The 20,507-nt window shown below is 67.1% G+C and carries 22 protein-coding genes; 12 read left to right on the top strand and 10 right to left on the bottom strand.

Translation table 11 applies throughout. The features are described 5' to 3' along the window. Nucleotides 1–3: 3 nt before the first annotated feature. The 6 genes from QMO56_RS21465 to QMO56_RS21440 form a co-directional block, all read right to left on the bottom strand. Complete coding sequence (locus QMO56_RS21465) at nt 4–1,341, bottom strand: hypothetical protein (RefSeq protein WP_283529221.1); 1,338 nt, start codon at nt 1,339–1,341, stop codon at nt 4–6. Nucleotides 1,342–1,411: 70 nt separating this feature from the next. Next, nucleotides 1,412–2,692, bottom strand: coding sequence for a DotG/IcmE/VirB10 family protein (locus QMO56_RS21460; RefSeq protein WP_283529219.1), 1,281 nt, complete (start codon nt 2,690–2,692; stop codon nt 1,412–1,414). Beyond that, the gene (locus tag QMO56_RS21455) at nt 2,692–3,681 is read right to left on the bottom strand and encodes a DotH/IcmK family type IV secretion protein (RefSeq protein WP_283529217.1); all 990 of its coding nucleotides are present in this window, start codon (nt 3,679–3,681) and stop codon (nt 2,692–2,694) included. The genes QMO56_RS21460 and QMO56_RS21455 overlap by 1 nt, the downstream gene beginning before the upstream one ends. A 14-nt stretch (nt 3,682–3,695) precedes the next feature. Next, nucleotides 3,696–4,325, bottom strand: a complete 630-nt coding sequence (locus tag QMO56_RS21450) for a DotI/IcmL/TraM family protein (RefSeq protein ID WP_283529216.1) — start codon at nt 4,323–4,325, stop codon at nt 3,696–3,698. Nucleotides 4,326–4,382: 57 nt separating this feature from the next. Further along, entirely contained in the window at nt 4,383–5,264 is an 882-nt protein-coding gene (locus QMO56_RS21445; protein WP_283529214.1) for a hypothetical protein, read from the bottom strand. 159 nt (nt 5,265–5,423) lie between these two features. After that, entirely contained in the window at nt 5,424–6,002 is a 579-nt protein-coding gene (locus QMO56_RS21440; protein WP_283529212.1) for a helix-turn-helix transcriptional regulator, read from the bottom strand. A 180-nt stretch (nt 6,003–6,182) separates the two neighbouring features. On the opposite strand from QMO56_RS21440, the gene QMO56_RS21435 reads away from it, so the two are divergent. The 8 genes from QMO56_RS21435 (at nt 6,183) to QMO56_RS21400 (ending at nt 13,368) form a co-directional block, all read left to right on the top strand. Beyond that, nucleotides 6,183–6,587: a hypothetical protein gene (locus tag QMO56_RS21435; protein ID WP_283529210.1), complete on the top strand. Its 405-nt coding sequence runs from the start codon at nt 6,183–6,185 to the stop codon at nt 6,585–6,587. A 56-nt stretch (nt 6,588–6,643) separates the two neighbouring features. Then, entirely contained in the window at nt 6,644–7,114 is a 471-nt protein-coding gene (locus QMO56_RS21430; protein ID WP_283529208.1) for a hypothetical protein, read from the top strand. Further along, a complete protein-coding gene (locus QMO56_RS21425) occupies nt 7,114–7,647 on the top strand; it encodes a hypothetical protein (RefSeq protein WP_283529206.1) in 534 nt (177 codons plus the stop codon). The genes QMO56_RS21430 and QMO56_RS21425 overlap by 1 nt, the downstream gene beginning before the upstream one ends. Beyond that, nucleotides 7,644–8,816, top strand: coding sequence for a hypothetical protein (locus QMO56_RS21420; protein WP_283529204.1), 1,173 nt, complete (start codon nt 7,644–7,646; stop codon nt 8,814–8,816). The genes QMO56_RS21425 and QMO56_RS21420 overlap by 4 nt, the downstream gene beginning before the upstream one ends. 24 nt (nt 8,817–8,840) lie before the next feature. Beyond that, nucleotides 8,841–10,259: a hypothetical protein gene (locus tag QMO56_RS21415; RefSeq protein ID WP_283529202.1), complete on the top strand. Its 1,419-nt coding sequence runs from the start codon at nt 8,841–8,843 to the stop codon at nt 10,257–10,259. A 153-nt stretch (nt 10,260–10,412) separates the two neighbouring features. After that, nucleotides 10,413–12,677 (top strand): DotA/TraY family protein, encoded by a 2,265-nt coding sequence (locus QMO56_RS21410; protein ID WP_283529200.1) that lies wholly within the window; start codon nt 10,413–10,415, stop codon nt 12,675–12,677. Then, nucleotides 12,677–12,997, top strand: coding sequence for a hypothetical protein (locus QMO56_RS21405; RefSeq protein ID WP_283529198.1), 321 nt, complete (start codon nt 12,677–12,679; stop codon nt 12,995–12,997). The genes QMO56_RS21410 and QMO56_RS21405 overlap by 1 nt, the downstream gene beginning before the upstream one ends. A 59-nt stretch (nt 12,998–13,056) precedes the next feature. Then, on the top strand, nt 13,057–13,368 hold the full coding sequence (locus tag QMO56_RS21400) for a hypothetical protein (protein ID WP_283529196.1): 312 nt from the start codon (nt 13,057–13,059) through the stop codon (nt 13,366–13,368). Between the two features lie 3 nt (nt 13,369–13,371). On the opposite strand, the gene QMO56_RS21395 is transcribed toward QMO56_RS21400, so the two are convergent. Genes QMO56_RS21395 through QMO56_RS21380 form a run of 4 tightly spaced genes read right to left on the bottom strand, consistent with a single transcriptional unit; the run spans nt 13,372 to nt 16,458 of the window. Then, nucleotides 13,372–13,935: a hypothetical protein gene (locus QMO56_RS21395; RefSeq protein ID WP_283529194.1), complete on the bottom strand. Its 564-nt coding sequence runs from the start codon at nt 13,933–13,935 to the stop codon at nt 13,372–13,374. 3 nt (nt 13,936–13,938) lie between these two features. Beyond that, nucleotides 13,939–15,084 carry a hypothetical protein gene (locus QMO56_RS21390; RefSeq protein WP_283529192.1) on the bottom strand — a complete coding sequence of 382 codons (1,146 nt, stop codon included), beginning with the start codon at nt 15,082–15,084 and terminating at the stop codon, nt 13,939–13,941. Between the two features lie 60 nt (nt 15,085–15,144). After that, complete coding sequence (locus QMO56_RS21385) at nt 15,145–15,996, bottom strand: hypothetical protein (RefSeq protein ID WP_283529190.1); 852 nt, start codon at nt 15,994–15,996, stop codon at nt 15,145–15,147. 48 nt (nt 15,997–16,044) lie between these two features. Further along, complete coding sequence (locus QMO56_RS21380) at nt 16,045–16,458, bottom strand: hypothetical protein (protein ID WP_283529188.1); 414 nt, start codon at nt 16,456–16,458, stop codon at nt 16,045–16,047. A 597-nt stretch (nt 16,459–17,055) separates the two neighbouring features. Between QMO56_RS21380 and QMO56_RS21375 the strand changes: the two genes are divergently transcribed. From QMO56_RS21375 to QMO56_RS21360, 4 genes are all read left to right on the top strand, one after another. Then, nucleotides 17,056–17,460 (top strand): hypothetical protein, encoded by a 405-nt coding sequence (locus QMO56_RS21375; RefSeq protein ID WP_283529186.1) that lies wholly within the window; start codon nt 17,056–17,058, stop codon nt 17,458–17,460. Between the two features lie 289 nt (nt 17,461–17,749). Continuing rightward, nucleotides 17,750–18,124 carry a hypothetical protein gene (locus QMO56_RS21370; protein WP_283529185.1) on the top strand — a complete coding sequence of 125 codons (375 nt, stop codon included), beginning with the start codon at nt 17,750–17,752 and terminating at the stop codon, nt 18,122–18,124. A 319-nt stretch (nt 18,125–18,443) separates the two neighbouring features. Continuing rightward, a complete protein-coding gene (gene repC / locus QMO56_RS21365; RefSeq protein WP_283529183.1) occupies nt 18,444–19,772 on the top strand; it encodes a plasmid replication protein RepC in 1,329 nt (442 codons plus the stop codon). A gap of 218 nt (nt 19,773–19,990) precedes the next feature. After that, nucleotides 19,991–20,464, top strand: a complete 474-nt coding sequence (locus QMO56_RS21360) for a hypothetical protein (RefSeq protein ID WP_283529181.1) — start codon at nt 19,991–19,993, stop codon at nt 20,462–20,464. Nucleotides 20,465–20,507: the final 43 nt, after the last annotated feature.

The raw sequence follows: 20,507 nt of genomic DNA, 5'->3' as shown, positions 1-20,507 counted from the left end.
GCCCTACCGGATCGTGCCATGTTCGGCGGTCAGCACCCAGACCGTGCCCTGCTGCGCGATGGACTTCACGCGGCCGTAGCCTGGCACGTCGTCACCCACGCTGACCTGCAGCAGGTTGCCCACGTCGCCTGTGCGGTCCACCTCGGCCAGCATGGCCAGGCCGGGAGAGGCAGCCTGGACGCGGTAGCGCTTCGGCGCGGCGTCCTGCGGGGAGGAAGCGGGTGCGGCGCTGGCGACCGGCCGGACGCCCCGGGCAGCCGGAGTGCTGGGGGGCGCTGTCACCGTGACGGAAACCGGCGTCACGGGCGATGAGGCCGGCGTGGGCGGCGGAGCGGCCACTGGGGGGGCGCCGGCTCCCATCGCCGCATTGATCGCGCCACGCGCCTCGGCGAGAGCGAGGCGCCGGTCATAGTCGCCGAGCTGGGTATCGAGGCGCTCGCGCATCTGCTGGACATCGGCCCGGAGCTGGGCGTTCTCCGTTCGCTGATTGCGCACCAGCACACCGAGCTCCGTCACCAGATTGAGCACCTCGACCTGCTGCGGCGTGCTCATCGGGGCGGCCTGCAGGGCGGCGGCCCGCTGTACCGGATCATGCGGGGCGGCAGGGCTTGCCACCGGCGGGGCGGGAGGCGCCACAGCGGGGGACGGCGTTGGCGCCTGAACCGGCGCCGACGCCGCAAGGCTCGCCTGCACCGACGGGGCGGGGGCTGCTGGCGAAGGCGCCGGCGCAGCCGCCGGGGGCGGGCTCGAGGGGGTTGCCGGCGCCGAATGCCGCTCGTCGAACTGGCGCTGCGCGGGCGGTGAGATCGGCGTCGGCCTCGGCCCATCGCCCGAGCGAAGGCGGACGATCTCCTGCAGCTCCTCCGGCTTTGGCTGCTGTGTTGGGTGCGGCTGAGGTGGACTGGCGACCGTCTGCGGCGTCGGCGCGCGCGCCAGGGTCGCGGCAGGCGCGACGGGCGCCGGGAGGGTGATGGTCTGCCCACCCGCGAGGTGGGTCGAGGGACCTGGATGGCCGCCCAGCCAGGCGAGGTGGTTGTAGGGCGAGATCAGGAACACCCCACCGGCCGCCACGAGCACCACGGCCATCGCCGCGCCGGTCATCAGGGCGTTGCGACGACCGCGCGGGGGCTTGGCCGGGAGGGCCGTCTGCGCCGGTTCGGCGGCTGCGCTTGCCGCCTCGGGCGGGGTGTCGCCTGCCTCGGCAGCCTCCTCCGCAACCGCGCCGGGCCGGTCAACGGGCTCGGCGCGTGGGGCGGGCGGCATGTCCTCGTCCTCACCCGGCAGGGTCATTTCCGGCCGGACGAACGGACGAGGCAGGGTTTGCTCGATGTGGGTGTCCATGACGATCCTGCGGATGATGGTGTTTCACAGGATCGCCGGTCCCCGTGCGAACGGGGCCGGGGTTTTTCGACTAGCGCTGCGGCAGGGCGACGTTGCTGAGGAACATGACGCCGACGCCCGCATTGGCGGCGAGATGGATGGTCGGGCCGCGCGGTGCCGCCTGGTTGAGCGCGGCACCGACCCTGGCACCTGCCACACCGGCGGCGACGCCGACCTGCTGGTCGAGGTTCAGGCGCGTCGAGTAGGCGGCGCCACCGAAGGGGCTGATGACCGACTGGGTGTTCGAGGTGGTGGCAATGGCCTGTCCAAGACCCTGCACGAAGGCCGCCGCCGCCGGCAGGATGAAGCGGCTGAGGTAATGCTGGTCGACGCTGGTGGCGACCGCCGTCTCCATGCTGTCGGGCGCGATGACGATACCATCTACCGGAATGCTCTGGCCGTTGTGGACGAGGCTCTGGACGCGCACCACCAGCAGGTCGCCGTCTCCGGCCTTGCCGAAGCTGCCGATGATCCGGTCGCCGGCAATCGGTCCGCTGTCGGCCTGCAGCACGATGGGGCCGCCGGAATCCGAGTTCACGGCCACGACGGTATGGGCATAGACCCCCCGTCCCGCCGGTACCAGGACCTGCTGCGGCAGGGTACGGGCCATGGTCGAGGCCGGCGCGACGGCTGTGTTCCGTGCCTCGGCACCACCGCCGCTTCCTCCGAGCCCGCCCTCTCCGGTCGCCCCATCGCTGCTGCCGCCGCTCTCCTGGTTGCGGGTTGGCGGAAGCACCACGTCGGTCCGGCTGGGCCGCGCGCCCCAGCCGTTGAGGACGTCGGCCACGGCTGCGCGGAACATCTGGTCCTGCTGCGACTGTTGCTGGTTGGTCTGCGCGGCCTGCTGGACCGGTCGGGTCGCAGGCAGCACAGGGCGCGGCGCAGGAGGTTCAGCGATCCTGATGCTCGGCGGGGCGGCCGGAGCGGCGGCCGGAACCACAACGGGTGCGGGCGCCGGCGCTGGCGCCTGCAGGCTGATCGGCCGGCTCGCCGTCAGCGGCGGCGTGTAGGATTGTCCCTGCCGCGCCGCCCTGTCGGCTTCCTGCTGGTTATGTTCCAGCGCCAGCCGGTCCTGGTTCGGGTTGCTGTGAGGGCCACCGGGGAGCGGATTGACGGCCGGCATGCGGGCCGTCCGGGACTGCGGCGGCTCGCTGCCCTTGATGAAGGACACGCCGACCACGGTGCCGAACACGATAACGGCCGTGCCGGAGATCAGCGCCAGGCGCAGCGGACCGGCTGCGCCGGCCCGGTTGAACACGCGCATCCTGCCCAGCACGCTGCCGAGCTGGAGCCTTCCCAACGCGCCAGACATCAGCGCTCCTCCCTCAGCTCGGCCGAGACCGTGCGGTTGTTGACGGACAGCAGCACCACCGGGGTGACCGGCAGCGCGTAGATGGTCACGTTGCCTTCGCCGTTCTGCGAGCCGTCCCAGGGCGGCGACATCAGCGTGTAGCTGGTGCGCAGATAGATGTGGTCACCAAGTCGCCACGCCCGCGCCTCGTCGGGCGAGACGCCGCTGACCGACAGGGGCACGGCGTCGGCCGGGGCCACCCCGGACAGCATCGCGGTCAGGAACGGGGCGCCGGTGAAGGGAGCATTCGGGCGGGTGTCGATCTGCACCCGCGCGTTCGGACCGCGCGCGGCCACATGGACGCTGATCTCGGCGTCGTAGCGGTCGCGCCCCGCCATCAACATGAAGGCGATCGGCTTGGGCGCGCCCTGCAGGTTGACCAGCAGTCCGCCGCGCGGACTGATCGACATCGGCGTGATCTGGATCGTGTTGCTGCCCCGCACGGGCACGCAGACCTGAAAGCCCGTCACTTCGGCGCGGCCGTTGGGACCGGCCGCACTCGGCGCGGTGTTGCAGCTCTCGCCGTTGCCGCCGCCGCCCGTCGACACGCTGGCCGCGTTGCTGTTGCTGTCCCAGGCGATGGGCCAGGGCTGGCCTGTGCTGTCGAAGAACGACACCGCCGTCGGGTAGCCGCGCACTGTCTGGATGATGGCGGTCGCCTGCCCCGGTGCGTAGGTGACGTTCAGCGGCCGGCTGATGGGCGATGCGATCTGCAGGCCGCCTTCCTCGCGGGCCCGCTGCGTCTCGCCGTAGCGCCGCGCGAGTTCGCGGATCATGTCGGGCGTCAGCGGGATCGCGTCATCGAGGATGCGCTGGCGACTGGCGTTCTGGTCGTCAGGCGTCGTGGTGGCTGGCGCTCCGGCCGGGGCCTGACCCGGCACCTGTGCGAAGCAGATGGCGGGAAGGCAGATGCCCGCAACGGCAGCCGCCTTGGGAAGACGTGCGAGCAAGACTGCAACTCCTTCTAGCGAGGGGATGCGACCAGTTCGTCGATGACCAGACCGTCCGGATGGCGCTGGTCGTCAGTTCGCATGACGGTGGCCGTCATGATCAGCGTCTGCGTGGTGAATTGCTGCGTGTTCTCACAGGTCTGCAGCATCGGGAACTGGACATGATAGGCGAGCCGGCCGTTGACGATCTCCGTCTTCGGGATAGTGGCCGCGCGCTGCGCCTGCGCGTAACAGAGCAGGCGGGCTTTCTTCATCTGGTCGAAGTTGCCGGAACTGATGTAGCTCCTGGCGAAGGATGACCATCCCTGTTCCGAGAAGCTCATCCCGGCCGTGTTCAGCTGCGACGGATAATTGTGATAGTCGACGCTGTAGGTCGCGAGGATCGCGTGAACCGTCCACTGCAGCAGTTGCACGTCATCGACGATGGGGCTGTCCAGCGCGACGGCGGGACGGGGCGGATTGCGACCATCCACGAAAAAGTATCTCGGTGCCGGCGGATTGAGCCACACGTAGGCGTCGTGGGCGAGCGAGACCGCGAGCAGTCCGATCACCGTGACGGTCAGTCCGAGGCACCACTTGACCAGCGAGGCCTGGAAATCGGGATCCGAGATTCTGCGCTGGACGGCGGCCGTTGAGTTCTGCATGCGCGCGATCTCCGAGGAGGAACCATGATCCACTCTCAGGGGGACCCGTGCGAACGGCTACAGCGCAAGTGAGCCAAGGTCGTAGCTGACGCTGTAGTCTTCGCAGAAGCCCGAGCTGCGGCGTTGAAGGGCCTTCCGGCCGAGCTTGCTGATGGTCCGGCCACGCTGGCACCAGAAGAACCAGCCCGGCTTCGACTTGCACGCCCGATAGATGAAGCCGCCCTCGGCGATGTTCCGGGCCGCGACAGCCGGATCGTACTGCGTGACCAGCTGGGAGCGGTCCCGCGGCGGCAGCTCGAGACGGCTCGCCCGTGAGCTGATCGTGCCGGGGGATACGCCCCAGAGCTTCGCGATGACCCGGTGATGGACGTTGCCGAGCCACAGCTTGCCAAGGACGATGTCCAGATCGCGGATCCAGCAGAGTTGGCCGGTTCCCGGCTTCCGCTGGAGGGGAATGCGGTTGCCATCCTCGTCGGTGACGAACTGGCCGACCTCCTCGATGGCCTCGCGTGCGGCTGCCGCCTCGCGATTGGGCCGAGCGACGCTGCGCCGGTCGCGCTTCGGCAACCCGAGCCATCGCACCTTGGCCCAGATAGCACCCGCCGAGCGACCGAAACGCTCGCCGATGGTCGCGGCGTGGAATCCGGCGAGCCAGTCCTGGATCAGGGGGAGATAGTCACTCGCCTTCCAGGCCTTCGGGCTTGAACTCTGGCGCAGGGGCCGGTCATGCGGCGTCGGCAGATCGAGCCTGACCACCGCATCGAGGATCTCGTCGGGGCTCTGTTGCAGATAGGCCGAAATCGCCTCGAGGCCGTGCCCGCGGGCCACCATCCCCCGCAGCACCGCCTCGTTCCGGAATGTCGTGTGCGCGGGCGGGCTGGCATCCATTGGAGCCCGACTTGCGCGGACGATTTCGGGAGCAGCGATGGATGCGAGCATGAGATCACTCCGGCGGCCTGCCGGAGCTCTCTATCGCGGTTCAATCCGATAAAGCGAGTGGAAAATGACGACGTTCAGGAGAAATCCGACCTTCCCGTTCGCACAATTCCGATCTCACCCGCCGTTCATCGAGATTCCGACCAAGACCACCAGACTTTCCTAAGGCTGGTTCCGATCGCTCGTCTTCTCCGGCTTCCCTACTTCTTCCAGGGCCTTACGGACCTGCTGTATCAGATACGTGGCCCGTCCCATCTCCGTCAGGTGCGTCGCCAAGACGCTGTCGACCATCTTGAGAGTTTCCGTGCTGATCGCGGGGGGCGCGGACATAGGAGGGGGCGGCGGCGCTGGCGCAGGAGCCGGCGCCGGGGGTTCTGGCTCGGGAATCAGGTCGCGTATCCGGACTTTCAGGGCCTCGGCGAGCTTCTGCAGGGTTGAGAGGGAGATGTTGTGAACACCCTGCTCCGCCGAGAACACGGTCGAGACAGGGCACTCCGACGCCCGGGCAAGTTGGGCTTGGCTCATGTGATTTGCCTTACGAAGCTCGACGATCCGCCGTGCGACCCTGACAAACAGTTCCTTGTCCCTGATGGCGCCCCGCTTTCTCGGAGGCGGGGATGCTTGACCCTTAGCAGGGGCCTGTTCGGCGGCGCCCTCCTGCCCTTCTGCCTCAAGGTCCGGAGGGGACGGCAGCCCTGTTGGCTTCTTACTCATGAAGGCTTCCCAATCGAGCATGACCATCCCAAACCCCTGTATCCGTTGAGGTCAGGATGGACGGCGCCCCAAGCGAATGGGCACCGGACAGGCTCCAGAAATTGGCCTTTTGGGTGGGGGTTTGTAGCAACGCGCCCGTCACCGGCATTCCGCCGTCCCCGTTCGCACCGATATGGCGAAAGCTTGCCTCCAGAGACGGAGGACACGATGCTCGCCCTGGCCACATCGCTCGCTGCGATCCACTTGCTGACTTCCCCTCTGCATCCGATCGACTTCCAACTCATGCAGGGCGCCCAGCTGCAGTCTCCTGCCCCGGTTGCCCCCCTCGCGTCGGGACCGGCGGGGGATGCCTCCCCGGACGAACCAGCGCCGCCCCCTCCTCGTCCCCGCTACAGCATCGCTCGCGGCTTCGGCAACGACGTACCGCTGTCCTTTGCGGCAAAGCAGATCGTGCCGCCGTCGTTCCGTGTGATCTATCGAACGGGTGTCGATCCGGATGCGCGGGTCACCTGGAGCGGCGGAAAGCCCTGGAATCAGGCACTTGGGGCAGCGTTACGGCCGCTTGGGCTCCATGTGGTTCTGAACGGGCGGACCCTGACCATCGGAAACTAGCCTGATCCCGTTCGCACGCCGACGTCTCAGACTGCTCCTGAACTGAAGGAGCATTCATGATGCCGGACCTCAGCAAGGCAACGGTAACGTCCTGGCTCCAGGATCGGGAGCCCCTGGTTGCGGCCCGCTGGAAAGGGGCCGTCCGTCCGGTCGAGGAGGAGCCGGAAGTCCGCGCCTCGCTGGCTGAACTCGGCGATACGCTCGACCAGTCATTCAACCACGACGCGGATGGGCTCTCCGTCGCCCTGCGGGAGGAGCCCGTGCAGGATAACCTGCGTCGGGTGCTGGTCCAGCTCGGCCCGGCCCGGCTCCTGCGCCTGCTTCATTGGCTCTCCTTTTCCGGGCTGCCGGGAAGCGGACAGGTCCTCGGAGGCCTGCTGCGGGATGATCCGAGCGGGGCCGGCCAGGCGCTTCGGGGCTTCGTCGAAGAACTGCACCGGCAGGAGTTGCTGGCCCGGATCTTCAGCCAGGGCCGGTTGCAGGCACTGCTGGCGGCCTGCCAGGGTCAGCAGGGGGAGGCCGTGTGATGCCGCCGCTGCGCCGCTATGCCGCCCTTCTCGTCCTCACGGCGCTGCCCGGCTATGCCATGGCCCAGGCCGCCAACCAGGGCAGCCAGGGCTGTGCCGTCATCACCCAGGCGGCGATCGACGGTGCCACGGCCCGCATCCAGGCCGATGATGCCAGCATCAGGCCGCCGCAGAGCGTCACCTCCCTGACCTGCCTGGATAACTTCTTCAACGGGAGCGGGCTGAACGTCATCACCAGCCTGCTCGACCCGACCGCCCTGCTCAACTCGATCAAGGGTCAGCTCTGCAACATGGTGCAGTCGGCCTGGCAGTCGAGCATCGGCTCGGCGCAGTGCGGACTGACCGTGAGCGGCTTCAACCTGGGCTTCGGCGGCTTCGGCGGCGGCATGATGTGCCCCCGCCTCTCCTTCGGAGGGGGCGGGCCGACCATCGGCAGCATAACGGCCGGGCAGTTCGCCGGCGGCCAGGGTCTCTACATCAACGGCCAAGCCACCGCCCCGACCGGCTACACCCTCCCGCAGCAGGTGCCATGACCATGAGGAAGCAACTCCTCTCCACCACCGCTGGCATCCTGATCGGCGGCATTCTGTTCGGCGCCGCTCCCGCCTGGGCGGACCTGCCTGTCGTCGATATCGGTGTGATGGGCATCCTGCAGGCCGCGCAGCAGGCCCTGACCAACGCGATCAGCAGCATCGGAACGCAGATCACCAACTCGGTGACCCACATGGAGACGTCGGTCAGCGACATGCTGCGCGATGGCTTCACCCAGAACGCCAACTACGCCAAGGCTCAGGTCGCGGCCCAGCAGCAGATCGCCGATGCCTCCAATACGGCGAACGCTCGCGTGCTGCGCGATGCCCGCAACTCCCAGATACGCGACGAGCAGACGCCCAACCCGCAGGCCTGCGCGGCGCTCGACAATGGTCAGTCGTTGCAGGCCGCAGCGGGCCAGGCCACCCTCGTGGCCGCCGCCATCAGCAACGTCATGGATCCCCGCAGCGAGGGCGCGCCGGGCACTCCGGCCTACTACGGTGCCGCGCAGTCGGCCGCGGCATCGACGCAGATGCATCTGTCCCGCTACTGCGACCAGCGGGAAGCCGAGGCCGGGCTCTGCACGCTCTCGCCGCTGCCCAACGGAGATCAGCGTGCCGCCAGCCTGTTCAGTTCGGGTACCCTGAACGGCGAGACCGGGGTCAACGCGGCCAACGACTTCGCCACCAACCTCGTCCAGCCTGTCGTTCCGGCCGCCCTCCGCGGCGACCAGCTGACCTCGGTCGCGGGGCAGGACGCGGCGGCACGGCGGCGCTCCTACACCGCGCGCATGTCGCTCGCGCGCGACGTCCTGAACTACAGCATCGCCGTCCAGGCGCCGTCGGTCACGCTGACCGCGGCCCAGCAGCAGCAGATGCAGGATCAGGGTCAGACGCCTGTGACCACCGCATCGTGGCTGCAGGCGATGGACCTCGAGGTGAACCGGCGCGTGAGCAGCGTCAGTTGGGCGGCTTCGCTGCAGGCGATGCCGCCCGCCTCGGTCCAGCGGGAGATCGCGCTCGAGATGGCGATGAGCAACTACCTCGCCATGCAGAACTACCGGGTGCAGCTCTACAACTCGGCCCTGCAGGCATCCCTTCTTGCCGCGACGGCGGAGCGCAACGGGGCGCCACCCGTGCAGATGCCCTCCCCCTCCATCGCGTCCAACTGACCACCAGCCAGGGAACCCCAAGCCATGTCCGACACCACAGTGGCCGCCGAGCGGCCGAAAGGCGCTGCCGAGAATGCTGGGCGCGATCCGCTGCGCGACGTGCTGGACCGGATGAACCGCGCGCGCGAGCACGTCGCGGCCATCGACCCGCACCTCAGCGACACCATCCGGCTCCTCACGGAGCGGGCCGAGCAGCCAGGGCGGACCGAGTCCACCAACTTCCGCATCCGCGTCGCCTATGCCCTGCAGGATCTGGAGAAGCTCGCCGGTCCCGTCGTCAACATGAGCGAGCCGATGCGCCAGGAGATGGCACGCCTCGCCACCACCATGCCCGGCTTGCAGAACGAGCGCCTGCAGGAGCTGATGCGGCGGACGCCGGAGATTCAGGACGTCGGTCTGGTTCGGGATATCCGGGTCATCGCAGCGGATGCCGCGACACGACCAGCCCAGGACACGGCGTCGATTCGGGACCGGGTTGAGGTTCTGGAAAGCCGGGCACGCCTGAGTGGCCTTCCCAGTTTGCCCTTGGCTTCCACTGCTCACGCGGAAGCAGAGAGCACCCGGCGCACGCCAGAAGCGGTGAACGATCCCGCAAGCACTGGCACCCCCGGATCTCATACCGGAAGTGCAGAGCGAGGCATGGGCGCTCGATCCGCCACTCACCAGGAGGCCGCCAGTCCCGAGCCAATGCGGGCCGCCAGTCCTGATTGGCGTTCCCCGCCTCAACAAGCCACTCGTCAGCCGGAGCCGGATCAAGACCAGTCCCGTGTTCAAGCCCAGCTCCGCGCCCCTGGCTTGGTGGCGTCAATCATGGCCGCAATGCACAAGCCGGACCAGCAGCGAGCAGCGACGCTCGATCCAACTCCAACGCCGATGGTTGAGCGGGTCAGCCGCTTCGAGCAGCGGATGCAGGAAGGCCGGGAGGAGAACAGCTTCCGCGGTGCCGAGCAGTCCGGCCGCGCGGCGCTGGAAGCGCTACAGGCCTTCGCCAGTGGGCCGGGGGCCAGCGTCATGAACCGCATCCGGGAAGCCGCCAAGGCTGACCCGGGCGGCATCGCTGGCGTCATGTCCGAGATGCGGACCGGCGGCGTCTACGCTGACCTGCGCCAGCAATTCGACGGTGCCATGGCCAAGGAGAAGAGCTTCGCCGCCGCCTACGAGCGCGCGGCGGCCGCGACCGGGCAGTACGCCAAGGACCGCACGGCGGTCGAGGCCATCATCAGCCAGCGGCCGGACGCCGAGGCCCTCACCGGCCGCTTCCAGAAGCTCGATGCGCAGATCGGCGAGGCTACCTCCAGCACCCCCGGCCGCAAGGAAGGCAAGAACGCCCTCGACGAGCTGGCCGAAAAGGCGGCCGAGATCATCTCCCGCGCCCTCGACCGGGTGAAGGCGGCCTTCTCCTCCTCCGCCCGCGCCGGCAGCAGCCCCTCGCCCAGCCCCTGACGATCCCATTCGCACACCGGCGGCGCATCCTTTCAGGAGCCCTGATCCTGTGAGGATGCAATGCGCCGCCACTGGCCCTTACTCCTAAGCCTCGCCTTGGTGTGCCTGGCCGTGCCGGCCATGGCACAGACCGCCCCCAGCTCCGGTATGAACATGAGCTGGAGCGCCCTCGATCCCGGTGACGACTGGGCCGCCCAGGTCCTCAAATCCCTCTTCCCCGTCATCGGCACCTCCAGCGGGCCGAGCATCGGCAGCGCCACCTCCGTGATCGGGCTCATCGTCAGCCAGCTCACCGGCTTCGTCGCCGCGATTGCCATGACCTGGCTCTGCTACGCGACGATCATGCAGATCCACCGGGGTGCCGAGACGGCCCGGCTGCTGTCGAGCAACATGACGTCCATGTTCGTGGTCCGGCTCGGCTTCGCCGCCATCATGATGTACCCGCTGTCGAGTGGCTTCGGGGCCGGGCAGGCGGCCGTGGTGCAGGCTTCCATGTGGGGCATCGGCATGGCGCGATCCGTCTACACCAACGCCATCAAGGCGGTCGGACCCGATGCGATGGTGATCGACCCGCCGATGATCCCCGGTACCCGCTCCGTCGTCTCCGGTCTGATCCAGATGGAACTGTGCCGGAGCCTGGTGAACACCATCGCCAACAACAGCAACCTGATCCCGGCGCCGAATCCCGCGACCGTCAATCAGCTCGACGGCAGCCAGATCCAGACCTGGTCCTATTCCATGTCGGCCGGGAACGAGACCGGCACGCCGGTCTGTGGCAGCATCACGCTGCGCAACACCAACGCTTCGGCACCGTCGATCGCCGGCGTCACCGTGGACAAGGCAGCGCTGCTCAGCAACGCGCTGACCAGCGTGTTGACCAGCGACATCCGGCCGCAGGTGGAGCAGGTCGCGCAGAACTATTTCAACACCCGCAAGGCTTCGGCGCTGGAGCCGCTGATGGGCGTGCTCACCAGCGCTACCTCCGACTACACGCAGAGGCTGACGCAGGTGGCGACCGATGCCGCCTCCGCGCTCCGCAGCGCCATGCAGAACGCCGCTGACGCCCGCAACGGCAATGTCGGCCTCAGCACCGGGCAGACGCAGCTCTCGGCGCTCGGCTGGAGTTCGGCCGGCGCCTACTACCTCGAGTTCGCCCGGTTGAACGGCGTCACCCTCTCGCTGGTCAACTCGACGCCGGAGATCAACCTGCCGAGCTACCAGGGCCTCGGGCAGTCCCTCTCACTCGACCTTGCGCCCTTTGTGCAGTCGAGCCAGAGCTTCCTGACCCGGCTGCAGTCCTACGTGACCACCAAGGACGGGCTCAACCCGCCGGGAGGCAATGCCGAGCTGTTCTCCGGCGCCGTGCCGGGCGAGGACGGCAACGACGTGCTGGAGCGCCTCTACAGCAAGCTCGGCATCAGCAGCTGGATGCTGCAGAAGATCACCAGCTACATGCTGCCGAGCAGCACCATGTGGACCGACCCCTTCGGCAGCCTCATGGCGCTGGGCAACTTCCTCATCAACATCGCCCTGATCGTGCTCGGCGGCGCCACCCTGCTGGCTTCCAGCGCCGGCAGCACCGCCCTGACCGCCTGGCAGGTCCTGACCTTCCAGTGGGGTGGCGCGGCGGCGACCGTGGTGGCCCATTCGGTCATCAACTTCCTGGCCACCCCGATTTTTCTCGGGGCGGCGAGCATGCTCATCCCCGGCCTGACCATCGCCTTCGTGCTGCCGATGATCCCCTTCGCCATCTGGTTCGCGGGCGTCATGGGCTGGATCATCCTGGTCTGCGAGGCCGTGGTCGCGGTGCCGCTCTGGATGCTGGCCCATATGACCTTCCAGGGCGAAGGCCTGCATGGGAGGGGGATCGAGGGCTACAGCCTGCTGTTCAACGTCCTGTTCCGGCCGGTCCTGATGCTGCTGGGCCTGTTCTTCGGCTACTTCATCTTCAGCAGCGGGTCCTGGCTGATCCGGCAGGGCTTCGGCATCGCGGCCGGCTTCGCGCTCCACAACGGCGGGATCCTGACCAACTGGCTCGGGCTGGTGGTCATGGTCTCGATCTTCGTCATGATGCACGTGGCGCTTGCCATCATGTCGTTCCGGATGATCTCCATCCTGCCGCATCATCTCCCCAAGCTGATTGGCTTCGGGTCGGCGAACCGGGTAGATATGGACCAGTACAGCAGGGACGCTGCCCTGGTTGGCGTTGGTGGTACGCTCACCACCTTGCAGAACGGCTTGGTGGATGGGACTGCGGCTGCTCGGGCGGGGCAAATCCCTGGGCCGACCCGTGCGCTTCCGGGGCCGCGTTCCACAAGGGTAGCACGATCGGCCGGAGGCTCGGCGGCCGCCGGTAGTGAGCTAGATTCTACGGTGCGAGCAGCGTCCGACACTACGCCGCCGCGGGAGGAAGGATGATGGACGACGAAGAGCCTTCATCAGGGATGGGCACACTTGCTGCATACGCGTTGGGCCGGATGTCCATGCAGCGCGAGCAATCCCTTCGCAACCTGGCTCGGACGTTCGGCCAGCGCTTCCAGCCGCAGGCGCCGACCGTCGACGTGAATGCGCTGATCGCCGACAATCAGGACCTGCTTGCCGAAAATCAGGAGCTGCGGCGGCAGCTGAAGGCCGCACGATCTGCTCTGACGGAGTATGAATTCAACTACGCAGAGCTAAAGAAGTGGGCTCGGGAAGCCGAGGCCAAGCTCCGCGAAGCTGGGCTTTTGCTGGACTGACACGCGGCGCCGTTCGCACCGTGAGGGCGCATGGTGGTCTCCTCAGCAGGAGTTCCGCCATGCGCCCTTCTCGTATCCTGGCTTTGCTGTCCGTGGCCGCCGCCCTGTCCGCCTGCAGCGGCGGCAATGTCAAAACGGCCAGCGACTACTCGGCCCCGGCCGCCCCGCCCGTGCGACATCTGACCTACAGCCCCTATGCGACCTATGGGACGGCCAACGCGACCTGGGTGCCGCCGGTCACCGATCGGCGCGGGACGATCGTGCGACCGACCGATCCAGCCATCCTTTCCGGGCGCCCTGATTATGAGCACGCCCCCTGGGCGACAGGGGCGGCCGGAGGGGAACAGTTCGCCCCGCCCGGCACCTTCTGAGCCTCAGCTCGGCCAGAAGCACTCGGCCGTGGTCAGATACTCCATGGCCGAGCCCAGCCGTCCCGTCCTGAGCTGCCAATTCATCCAGGCATTCTTGAACGCCAGTAGGAAGAACAGGGCGCAGAAGGGGATGAACTCGATCCCCAGCACCATCCGGCCGGGGCTCCACGGCGTGGTCAGCACCTGCCACAGCCACCAGCCCAGCGCCAGCCAGCCACCCGCGAAGGTCAGGTAGGCCAGTCGCATGGTCTGCCGTCGCCGCCTGGCCACGCGCTCCTCGAGACCGGCCACGCTCAGGCCATGGCTCAGGGCCGTGGCTTCCATGTCGAGACGGTGATCCCCATCGACGTAGATCCGGCGCGGAGCTCCGGGCCCCTGGCGGACGGCCGCCGCGAGATCCTGGATGATTCGGCCGCTATGCAGGATCTCCTCGCTCGCGCTCGCCTCCTTGGAGCGGGACCAGAACCAACGCGGCCCCGCCGTCAGCGTCCGGAAGACCCGCCCCGACCGGGTGGCCCGGGCGGTAGGTGCGCCGAGGTCGATTTTCGGCCTCTGCCCGGCTTCCATGCCTTAGCTCCCGATCGAGGACAGCACGGCGTTGAGATCGCCCGGCACGCCGTCGGCGCGACCCTCCGAGCCGTCCGCCTTGCGCCAGATGAAGGTCGGCGTGCCCTGCAGGTGGATGGCGTGCGCGGCCGCCATGTTGGCCTGCAGGCGGGCCGCCGCCTCCGGGGCGGGCGCGCCGTTGAGATCACCCCGGCTCCAGGCCGTGACCATCTGGTCGGCTGGCTTGCTCAGCATCGCCAGCGCGCTGGTCGTGCTCCGGCCCTGGTCCTCGTAGTCGAGTACGGAGAGCGGGATGACGGCCAGCTGCACCCGGCCGCTCGCGACGTAGGGCTGCAGGCGCTGCATCGCCTGCACCGAGAAGGAGCACTGCGGGTCGATGAACATCCACAGGCGTGGCGCCGAGGCGTTGCCGATCGTCCCGAAGGTGGTCGCCTGCACCAGGTGCAGCGCCGAGCCCGCCGGTGCCGCCGTGGCCGCGGCGGGGGTGGCACCCTGCGCCGGAGCGCCGGTGTCGCCGATGGTGACGGTCGGGACGGCCCCCGGCACAGCCGAGATCTGCTCACGGGTCAGGTTCTTGCCGGAGGCGTCCCACATCACGCCGGGGATGACCCGCTCGCCGTCCGGGGTCGCGTAGAACACCTGGAACTGCGGCCCGCTCTTGACCAGCATACCGCGCAGGCCGTGCTGGAGGCCGAGCTCCGTCAGGTTGCCACCCGCGATCCGCGCCAGTTCGGCCGCCGACAGGTCCGACATCAGCCCGGCGACGATCGCCTGCCCGTCCGGCGTGGTGGAGACCACCATCAGTTCGTCGCCCGTACGGGCGACCACCCGGCGCATCCCGTGATACTGGCCGAGGTCGGTCAGGGTGGCACCCGAGGCGACGATGCGCTGCAGGGCCGGCGGCTGCCGCACCGCCTCCGCGGAGGTTGGCGCTTCAGAGCCGCGCGGCGCCAGCACCGGCGGCGGAGCAACGGCGGGCACTTGGATCTGGGCGGGATTGGCGGGAGCACCGACCTGGATCGTCGAGCGGAGTTGCGGGCCGGCTGCCACTGCGCGCTCCGGCAGCAGAGGTGGCAGGCTGCAAAGCGGCTCGGCCAGGGCAAGCTCAGGCACGAGAACCAGGCAGGAAGCTAGAAGGTAGGATCGCATGACACCTCCACTGCGTCGATGAGTGGAGGGTAGGAGGCCGCCGTGCGAACGGCGCGCGGGTTATCGCGGCGGACAACCGCGTCGCAGGATCCGGCTCATGAGGCTGGTCCACCAGTGGCCAGCGGGGCCCGCTAGTTCGCATTCGCGATCAGTCTCGGCGAGAAGCCAGCTAAGATCAGCGATATAGGACCGGGCGAGATCGACCCGGAGGTCGTGAGTGTCGCTGTCGTCCAGCCTCAGCGCCTGCTCCAATACTCTGGCCTTGGCCTGTGCCGCATGGAGTGACAACGCCTGCATGTCGATCAGAGCCTCGACCGCGGCCTCTGCTTTTTGGAAGGTGGGCCACAACTCCGCTGCCAGGGCGTCGAGCCTCTCGAGAGGCAGGCTGTCGTCCTGAAGATGCGCATATCCCTCTTCCAGCTGGGCGAGCAGGGACAAGCATGTCTGGCTGATGGACAGGATGTCGGCGTTTTCATCCAACGCGTTGGAGATCGTGCAATTCCGGCTCGTGAACGCCGCGTCGCATACCCTCTCGATGTCGGATACGAAGGAGAGCAGCAGAGCGTCCCGTGCGGGCGTCGGCTCCTCGAGCCGACGCGACAGCAATCGTTCAATGACGGCGAGCTTGCTCTTGAGACCTCGTTCGCTCGAAGCCGGGGTGGCGGCAATGCGGTAAACCTTGTCGACTCTGTCCACGTCCATGTCCGACAAAGTCCGCATCAGGGTGTCGTGCTCGCCGGACGTTATCCACGCACCCTGCTCGACCTGGGAATAAACGATATCATCCAATTCGATCACGGAAGTGCAGAAGGCGACGAGCTGGTCGTCGTCCATAATGGATGATGCATCGAACGCCGCAGACGCTGCTTGTGCATCGACAGGCACGACATCATGGAGAGCGCTCATCTGCATGACTCGGCCTCTCGCAGGGCGCCAGCCTGGCGCCAGAGCGTCGCTCCTCTAGGACTCCACAGCCCCGGATTTCGAACCGTCGCGTCGGACACGGAGCCGGGCACTCTTCTGCGCGACCTGCTCTCCTGCCAGCCGGACACTGACGGCGCCGCGGAACCGGAACTCGAAGCGGAGCATCTCCATAAGCCGGTCAAGATCCTTGAACAGCCGTGGGCGGGAAGGCCATGCGATATGGAAGACGTGGTAGCCCTGCTGCCATGACGTGAGGATGTAGAGGGCATAGCGGGTCGCCCGATTGTCCGGCTCCTGCGCCTCGACCATGATCCCGCGGATGTAGCCGCCGGCAGCAATACCCTCGAGGACGTCGGCATGCGTGATGGAGGGCATGTCTGCAGGAACGAAAGATGCGGGCCCTGATTGGCTTGCGTTGGACACGCTCCCGGCCGGCAAGTCGTCGAACATTCCCATAGATCGGCCACTCCCCCGCAGCTGCCAGGATCCCAGCAGGCAGCTCCAGAGCTGCCTCGTGCAGGCGCATTGTATCCCGGATGACGCACGGCTTGTGACCCCCTCTCCCCCTGCCCGTTGGCAATGCCACTCAATGAGTGACAGCGGTCGGTACTGCCGTCGCCATCCTAATTCTGAAGCGAACCGACGGTTATACCTGTATTCATTTGGGCTATCCCCAAGAACGCGCTGCAGAAGCACGGAGAACTACATCAGATTGTTCTGAGTGTAGGTTCGTTACTGCTGACAGGTCACTGTGGCGCGCTCCGAACGCTCAGAAATCGTGTAACGAGATTGACGTCATTTTCTCGGCCCGTTTTCTCCCGTATACGTAGAACCCGGTGAGCGTCTGGAACAAGCTTCACGAGCATACTGAGCACAACGGGTTCCTTCACATGGGTGTGAAGCGTCATCTCCCGCGAGTTTACGGACCGCTCCCAATAGGAGTTTGGCAAAATCTAGACTTTGGGTGCAAGGGCTGGTTGCGCTTTCGTTGTGCGTCAGTGCGGCAACCACAACTGTAAGGACCAACACGCGGAGGGGGCTATCCTCGTGCTCAGCACAATTTTTGCCATTGCGTTGGCGGCGACCATCCACTCGTCGGCCCACCCGAACCCGATCGTCCCGGTGCAGATCCTGAATTTCCGCCATCCGCCGCTGCGCGGACGCGATACGCCAGGTCTGAGCTGTCGCGCTCTGATCAACGGCGATTGGGTCTACGCTTCCCGGAGTGCTGACCCTGGGAGCCGCATCGCGTTCCAGCGTGGCGCTGTTGCGGTGACTGGCCCAGAGACCGACGGCTTCATTCCAGTTTTGCTGACCACTGGGCAGCGTGGCTGGATGCTGGCGAAGGTGATGCAGTGGCACCAGCCGACGAACTACGTCCCGCATGTCGGCCACTGTCACGCCACCCTCCTCCGCAACGGCGCCGCGCACATCACCTGGACCGACCAGTGACTACCAATCAGGCGCGACCTTGAACGACCGAGTGTTGTTCCTTGTTTGTTCTAGTCTGCGGAGGCTGGGGATGGCAACATCCCCGTAGAGGGGCGACTGGCTTTCATTGAGGCCGCGCTCGTTCGCACCAGGGCGCTTTACACTGATGAGGAACAGAGGAGGGACGCCCGAAATGAGCCCGGTTGAGTGAGCCGTTTCTGGTATGGTCGGACGTGATGCGGCATGCTTCGTTGCTCGCACCTTGGTGCCGCCACCGACGTTAAAGCTAGAGGAGCCCTGGAGCGCTGAAATGGTCCGCCCACTGACCGAACGCTCTGCGAACATCGCCAAGGTGACCGTCCCGTTGCCACCCCGCTTTCGCGAGGCCTTCCGCAGCCTGATCGAAGCTCGGAGTCGGACGGGAGGGAAGCGCGTGTTTGCGCGGGATCTTCATGAGGAAGCGATCGGTTCTCTGGTGAACCAGGCGGAGCGAGGCGAGAAAGTGCTGTTCATGGCAACGCCGGTCGGAGTCGGTCGGATGACGCTGTGGATGGATGAGGGGCTTAAAGCCAGGGTCGATGGATTGGCTTTAGCTCATGGTGTCCACCGGTCGGCCGTGGTCCTGACTGCCTTCCACCACTTCCTCCGTCATGCCGACCTCACTGACAAGGCCGACGCCGCCTGACCTCCCCACCCTGGGGAGGATTATGGCTGGACAACTGCGCTCTATCGGCTGCAACCTCTCCTCGTCCAGACTCGGAACAAGCGCGTCTGGGCATTTCTTCAACCGCCTTCTGAAGGCAACAACGATGGCGCGCTGAAATGAAAAAGGCCGGTGCTGCCAGGCACCGACCTTTTCCGAACTGAAAGACACCCTGTCTTGGGCAACCAAATACCGATAGCCCCAAGATAGGTTCGAGCCGTCCCTTCGTCAAGCGACCTTTCGCGTGGCAACGGGAGAGCTATGTCCGCCGGTTCGGCTGCGCGCTCGCCAGGAGCGAGACATGAGGACCGAGCTACCCGAAGCCTTAGTGCCCCGGCCTACCGGGCGGCGTCGCACGACCGCGGCCCAGCTGCAGGCTACCGCCCGCCTGAGAGGGGCCCTGCCTGCTCTGGACAAGGGGCGGGTCTTGTCTGCCTTCAAACAGGCCGCCTGCGCGATGGGCTTCAGCCCCGCGGTCGTCCACATGGTGGACGTCCTGTTCGGCTACTCCTGGAGCACCGACTGGCAGGAGGGATGGCCGCGCCTGGTCTGGCCATCCCAGGAGGCCCTGGTGTCAGAGACGGGTCTGACCCTGAGCGGCATCAAGAAGCGCCTGCGCCGCCTCATCGACCTTGGCCTGATCCGTGCCCATGACATCGGGACGGGCCGCCGGTGGGGCCGGCGGGACAAGAAGACCGGCCGCATTCTTCAGGCGTGTGGGTTCGACCTCAGTCCCATCGGCGAACGCATGCTTGAGTTCCTGGCGGCCGCCGCCGAACACGAGGCACGGCGGCAGGAGGCCAGGGCGCTCCGGGCGACCTGCAGCGCCACGGCTCGCGCCGCTCTCTCGCTCACGGACCACGCCATGGACGAGGGCCTTATCGGCGCTGACTGGCAGGGGCTCGCTGATGCGGTGCGACACCTCGCGGCCACGGCCCGCGTGCAGAGGGACCTGCTGCAGCTGGTGCCGCTCGCTGGTCGGCTCCGCCTGCTTCATGACCAGGTCGAGCAGCGAGTTCAGACAGCTCGGAGCGCTGTGGATTGCGTAAATAGTAACCCCCAGGGGTCACCAGAGGGACCCCCTATTACAACTACCAATGAACTCCAGATCGCTAAAGCGACTGCACCGGCAGGCAGAAGCCTTGCTCAGGAAGCAGGTGGAGTCGGCGGTGAGGTTGGGACCGAACGGCCGAACAGGTGGCAGCGTGACGGTGCAGCTGAGGCGGATCTGTTTCGCGGCTTCCCCGTGAGCCCGCAGGTCTTGCTGCACCTCGTCCCGGCTTATCGGGACTGGGTGAACACCAGCACCCCAAGTTGGGGCCAGATCGCAGAGGCCTGCGATCTGTTGCGCCAGCACATGGGCGTGTCCACCCACCTCTACGGGCAGGCGAAGCTGGTGCTTGGCGGGATCGGGGCATCGGTCGCGATTGGCACCATCGCGGCCAAGCATGAGGCCCGCTTGGTCAAGAACCCGGGGGGCTATCTCCGGCGGATGTTGGAGAAGCACCACACGGGCGAGCTGCGCCTCGACAAAACCCTGCATGGCTTGGCTGATGCGGCCGGCCGCCCCGGCAAGGGCAGGCGGAAGGCGGGCGTACCATCAGGCGCCTTCGGGCGGCTCCTGACGTAACGCATTGGTGGCGTGGCACGACGCGACTCGGCACGCGACCGGCAGATAACAGAAGGCATTCGCCGTTCGCACGATGGTCGGCTTCCATGGTCTGTGCGACCGCCGTGCTTTGGCACTGCGTTGAGGACCGCCCTGTGGTCGGCACAGCGACGCTCATGTCGCAGTGCCGAGGCATGGCGCGAGTCGGGTCGGTGATCGCCAGATCTGCAGGAGAACACATGCCCAGAATCACACCGCTGTTCGGTCGCATCGCGCCGCTCATGCTCGCGACCTTGACCGCTTGCCAGATGCCTGTGGCCCCAGCCGCTCCGCCCAATGCCGGCGTCGTGACCCCGACCACGGTTCGCCAGATGATCGGCGGACTGGCCGATCGGTTCACACAGGCCCGCCAGACAGGCGGCATGGTCGGCGTCAGCGCTGAGGTCCAGTCCTGCTACCAGACCGCAACCCTCCCCCGGCAATTCCGGGATTGCCTGGCGCTCGATGCAGTTGCGCGCCGCGTGGATATGAAAACCGCGCGCATCCTTCCGGGCGGCGAGCTGCCCTACTCCAGCGAACAGGCGGTCACTCGCCGCTGGGCGCACTACAACCGCGCCGCCAACTTCGCCAACATCCAGCAGGAGATCAACTATATGAAGGACGTCTCCGACGCCGTCATCCTGGAGATGGCGCGGCGGCAGCATGCGGGCTGAGGCGTCGAGCATGCCTGTGTTCATTCTGAACACACCGGCCGCG

Origin of the sequence: Roseomonas sp. E05 (genome assembly GCF_030063475.1) — a bacterium.
Taxonomy (GTDB): domain Bacteria; phylum Pseudomonadota; class Alphaproteobacteria; order Acetobacterales; family Acetobacteraceae; genus Pseudoroseomonas.
This window is presented reverse-complemented; position numbering and strand designations above follow the sequence as displayed.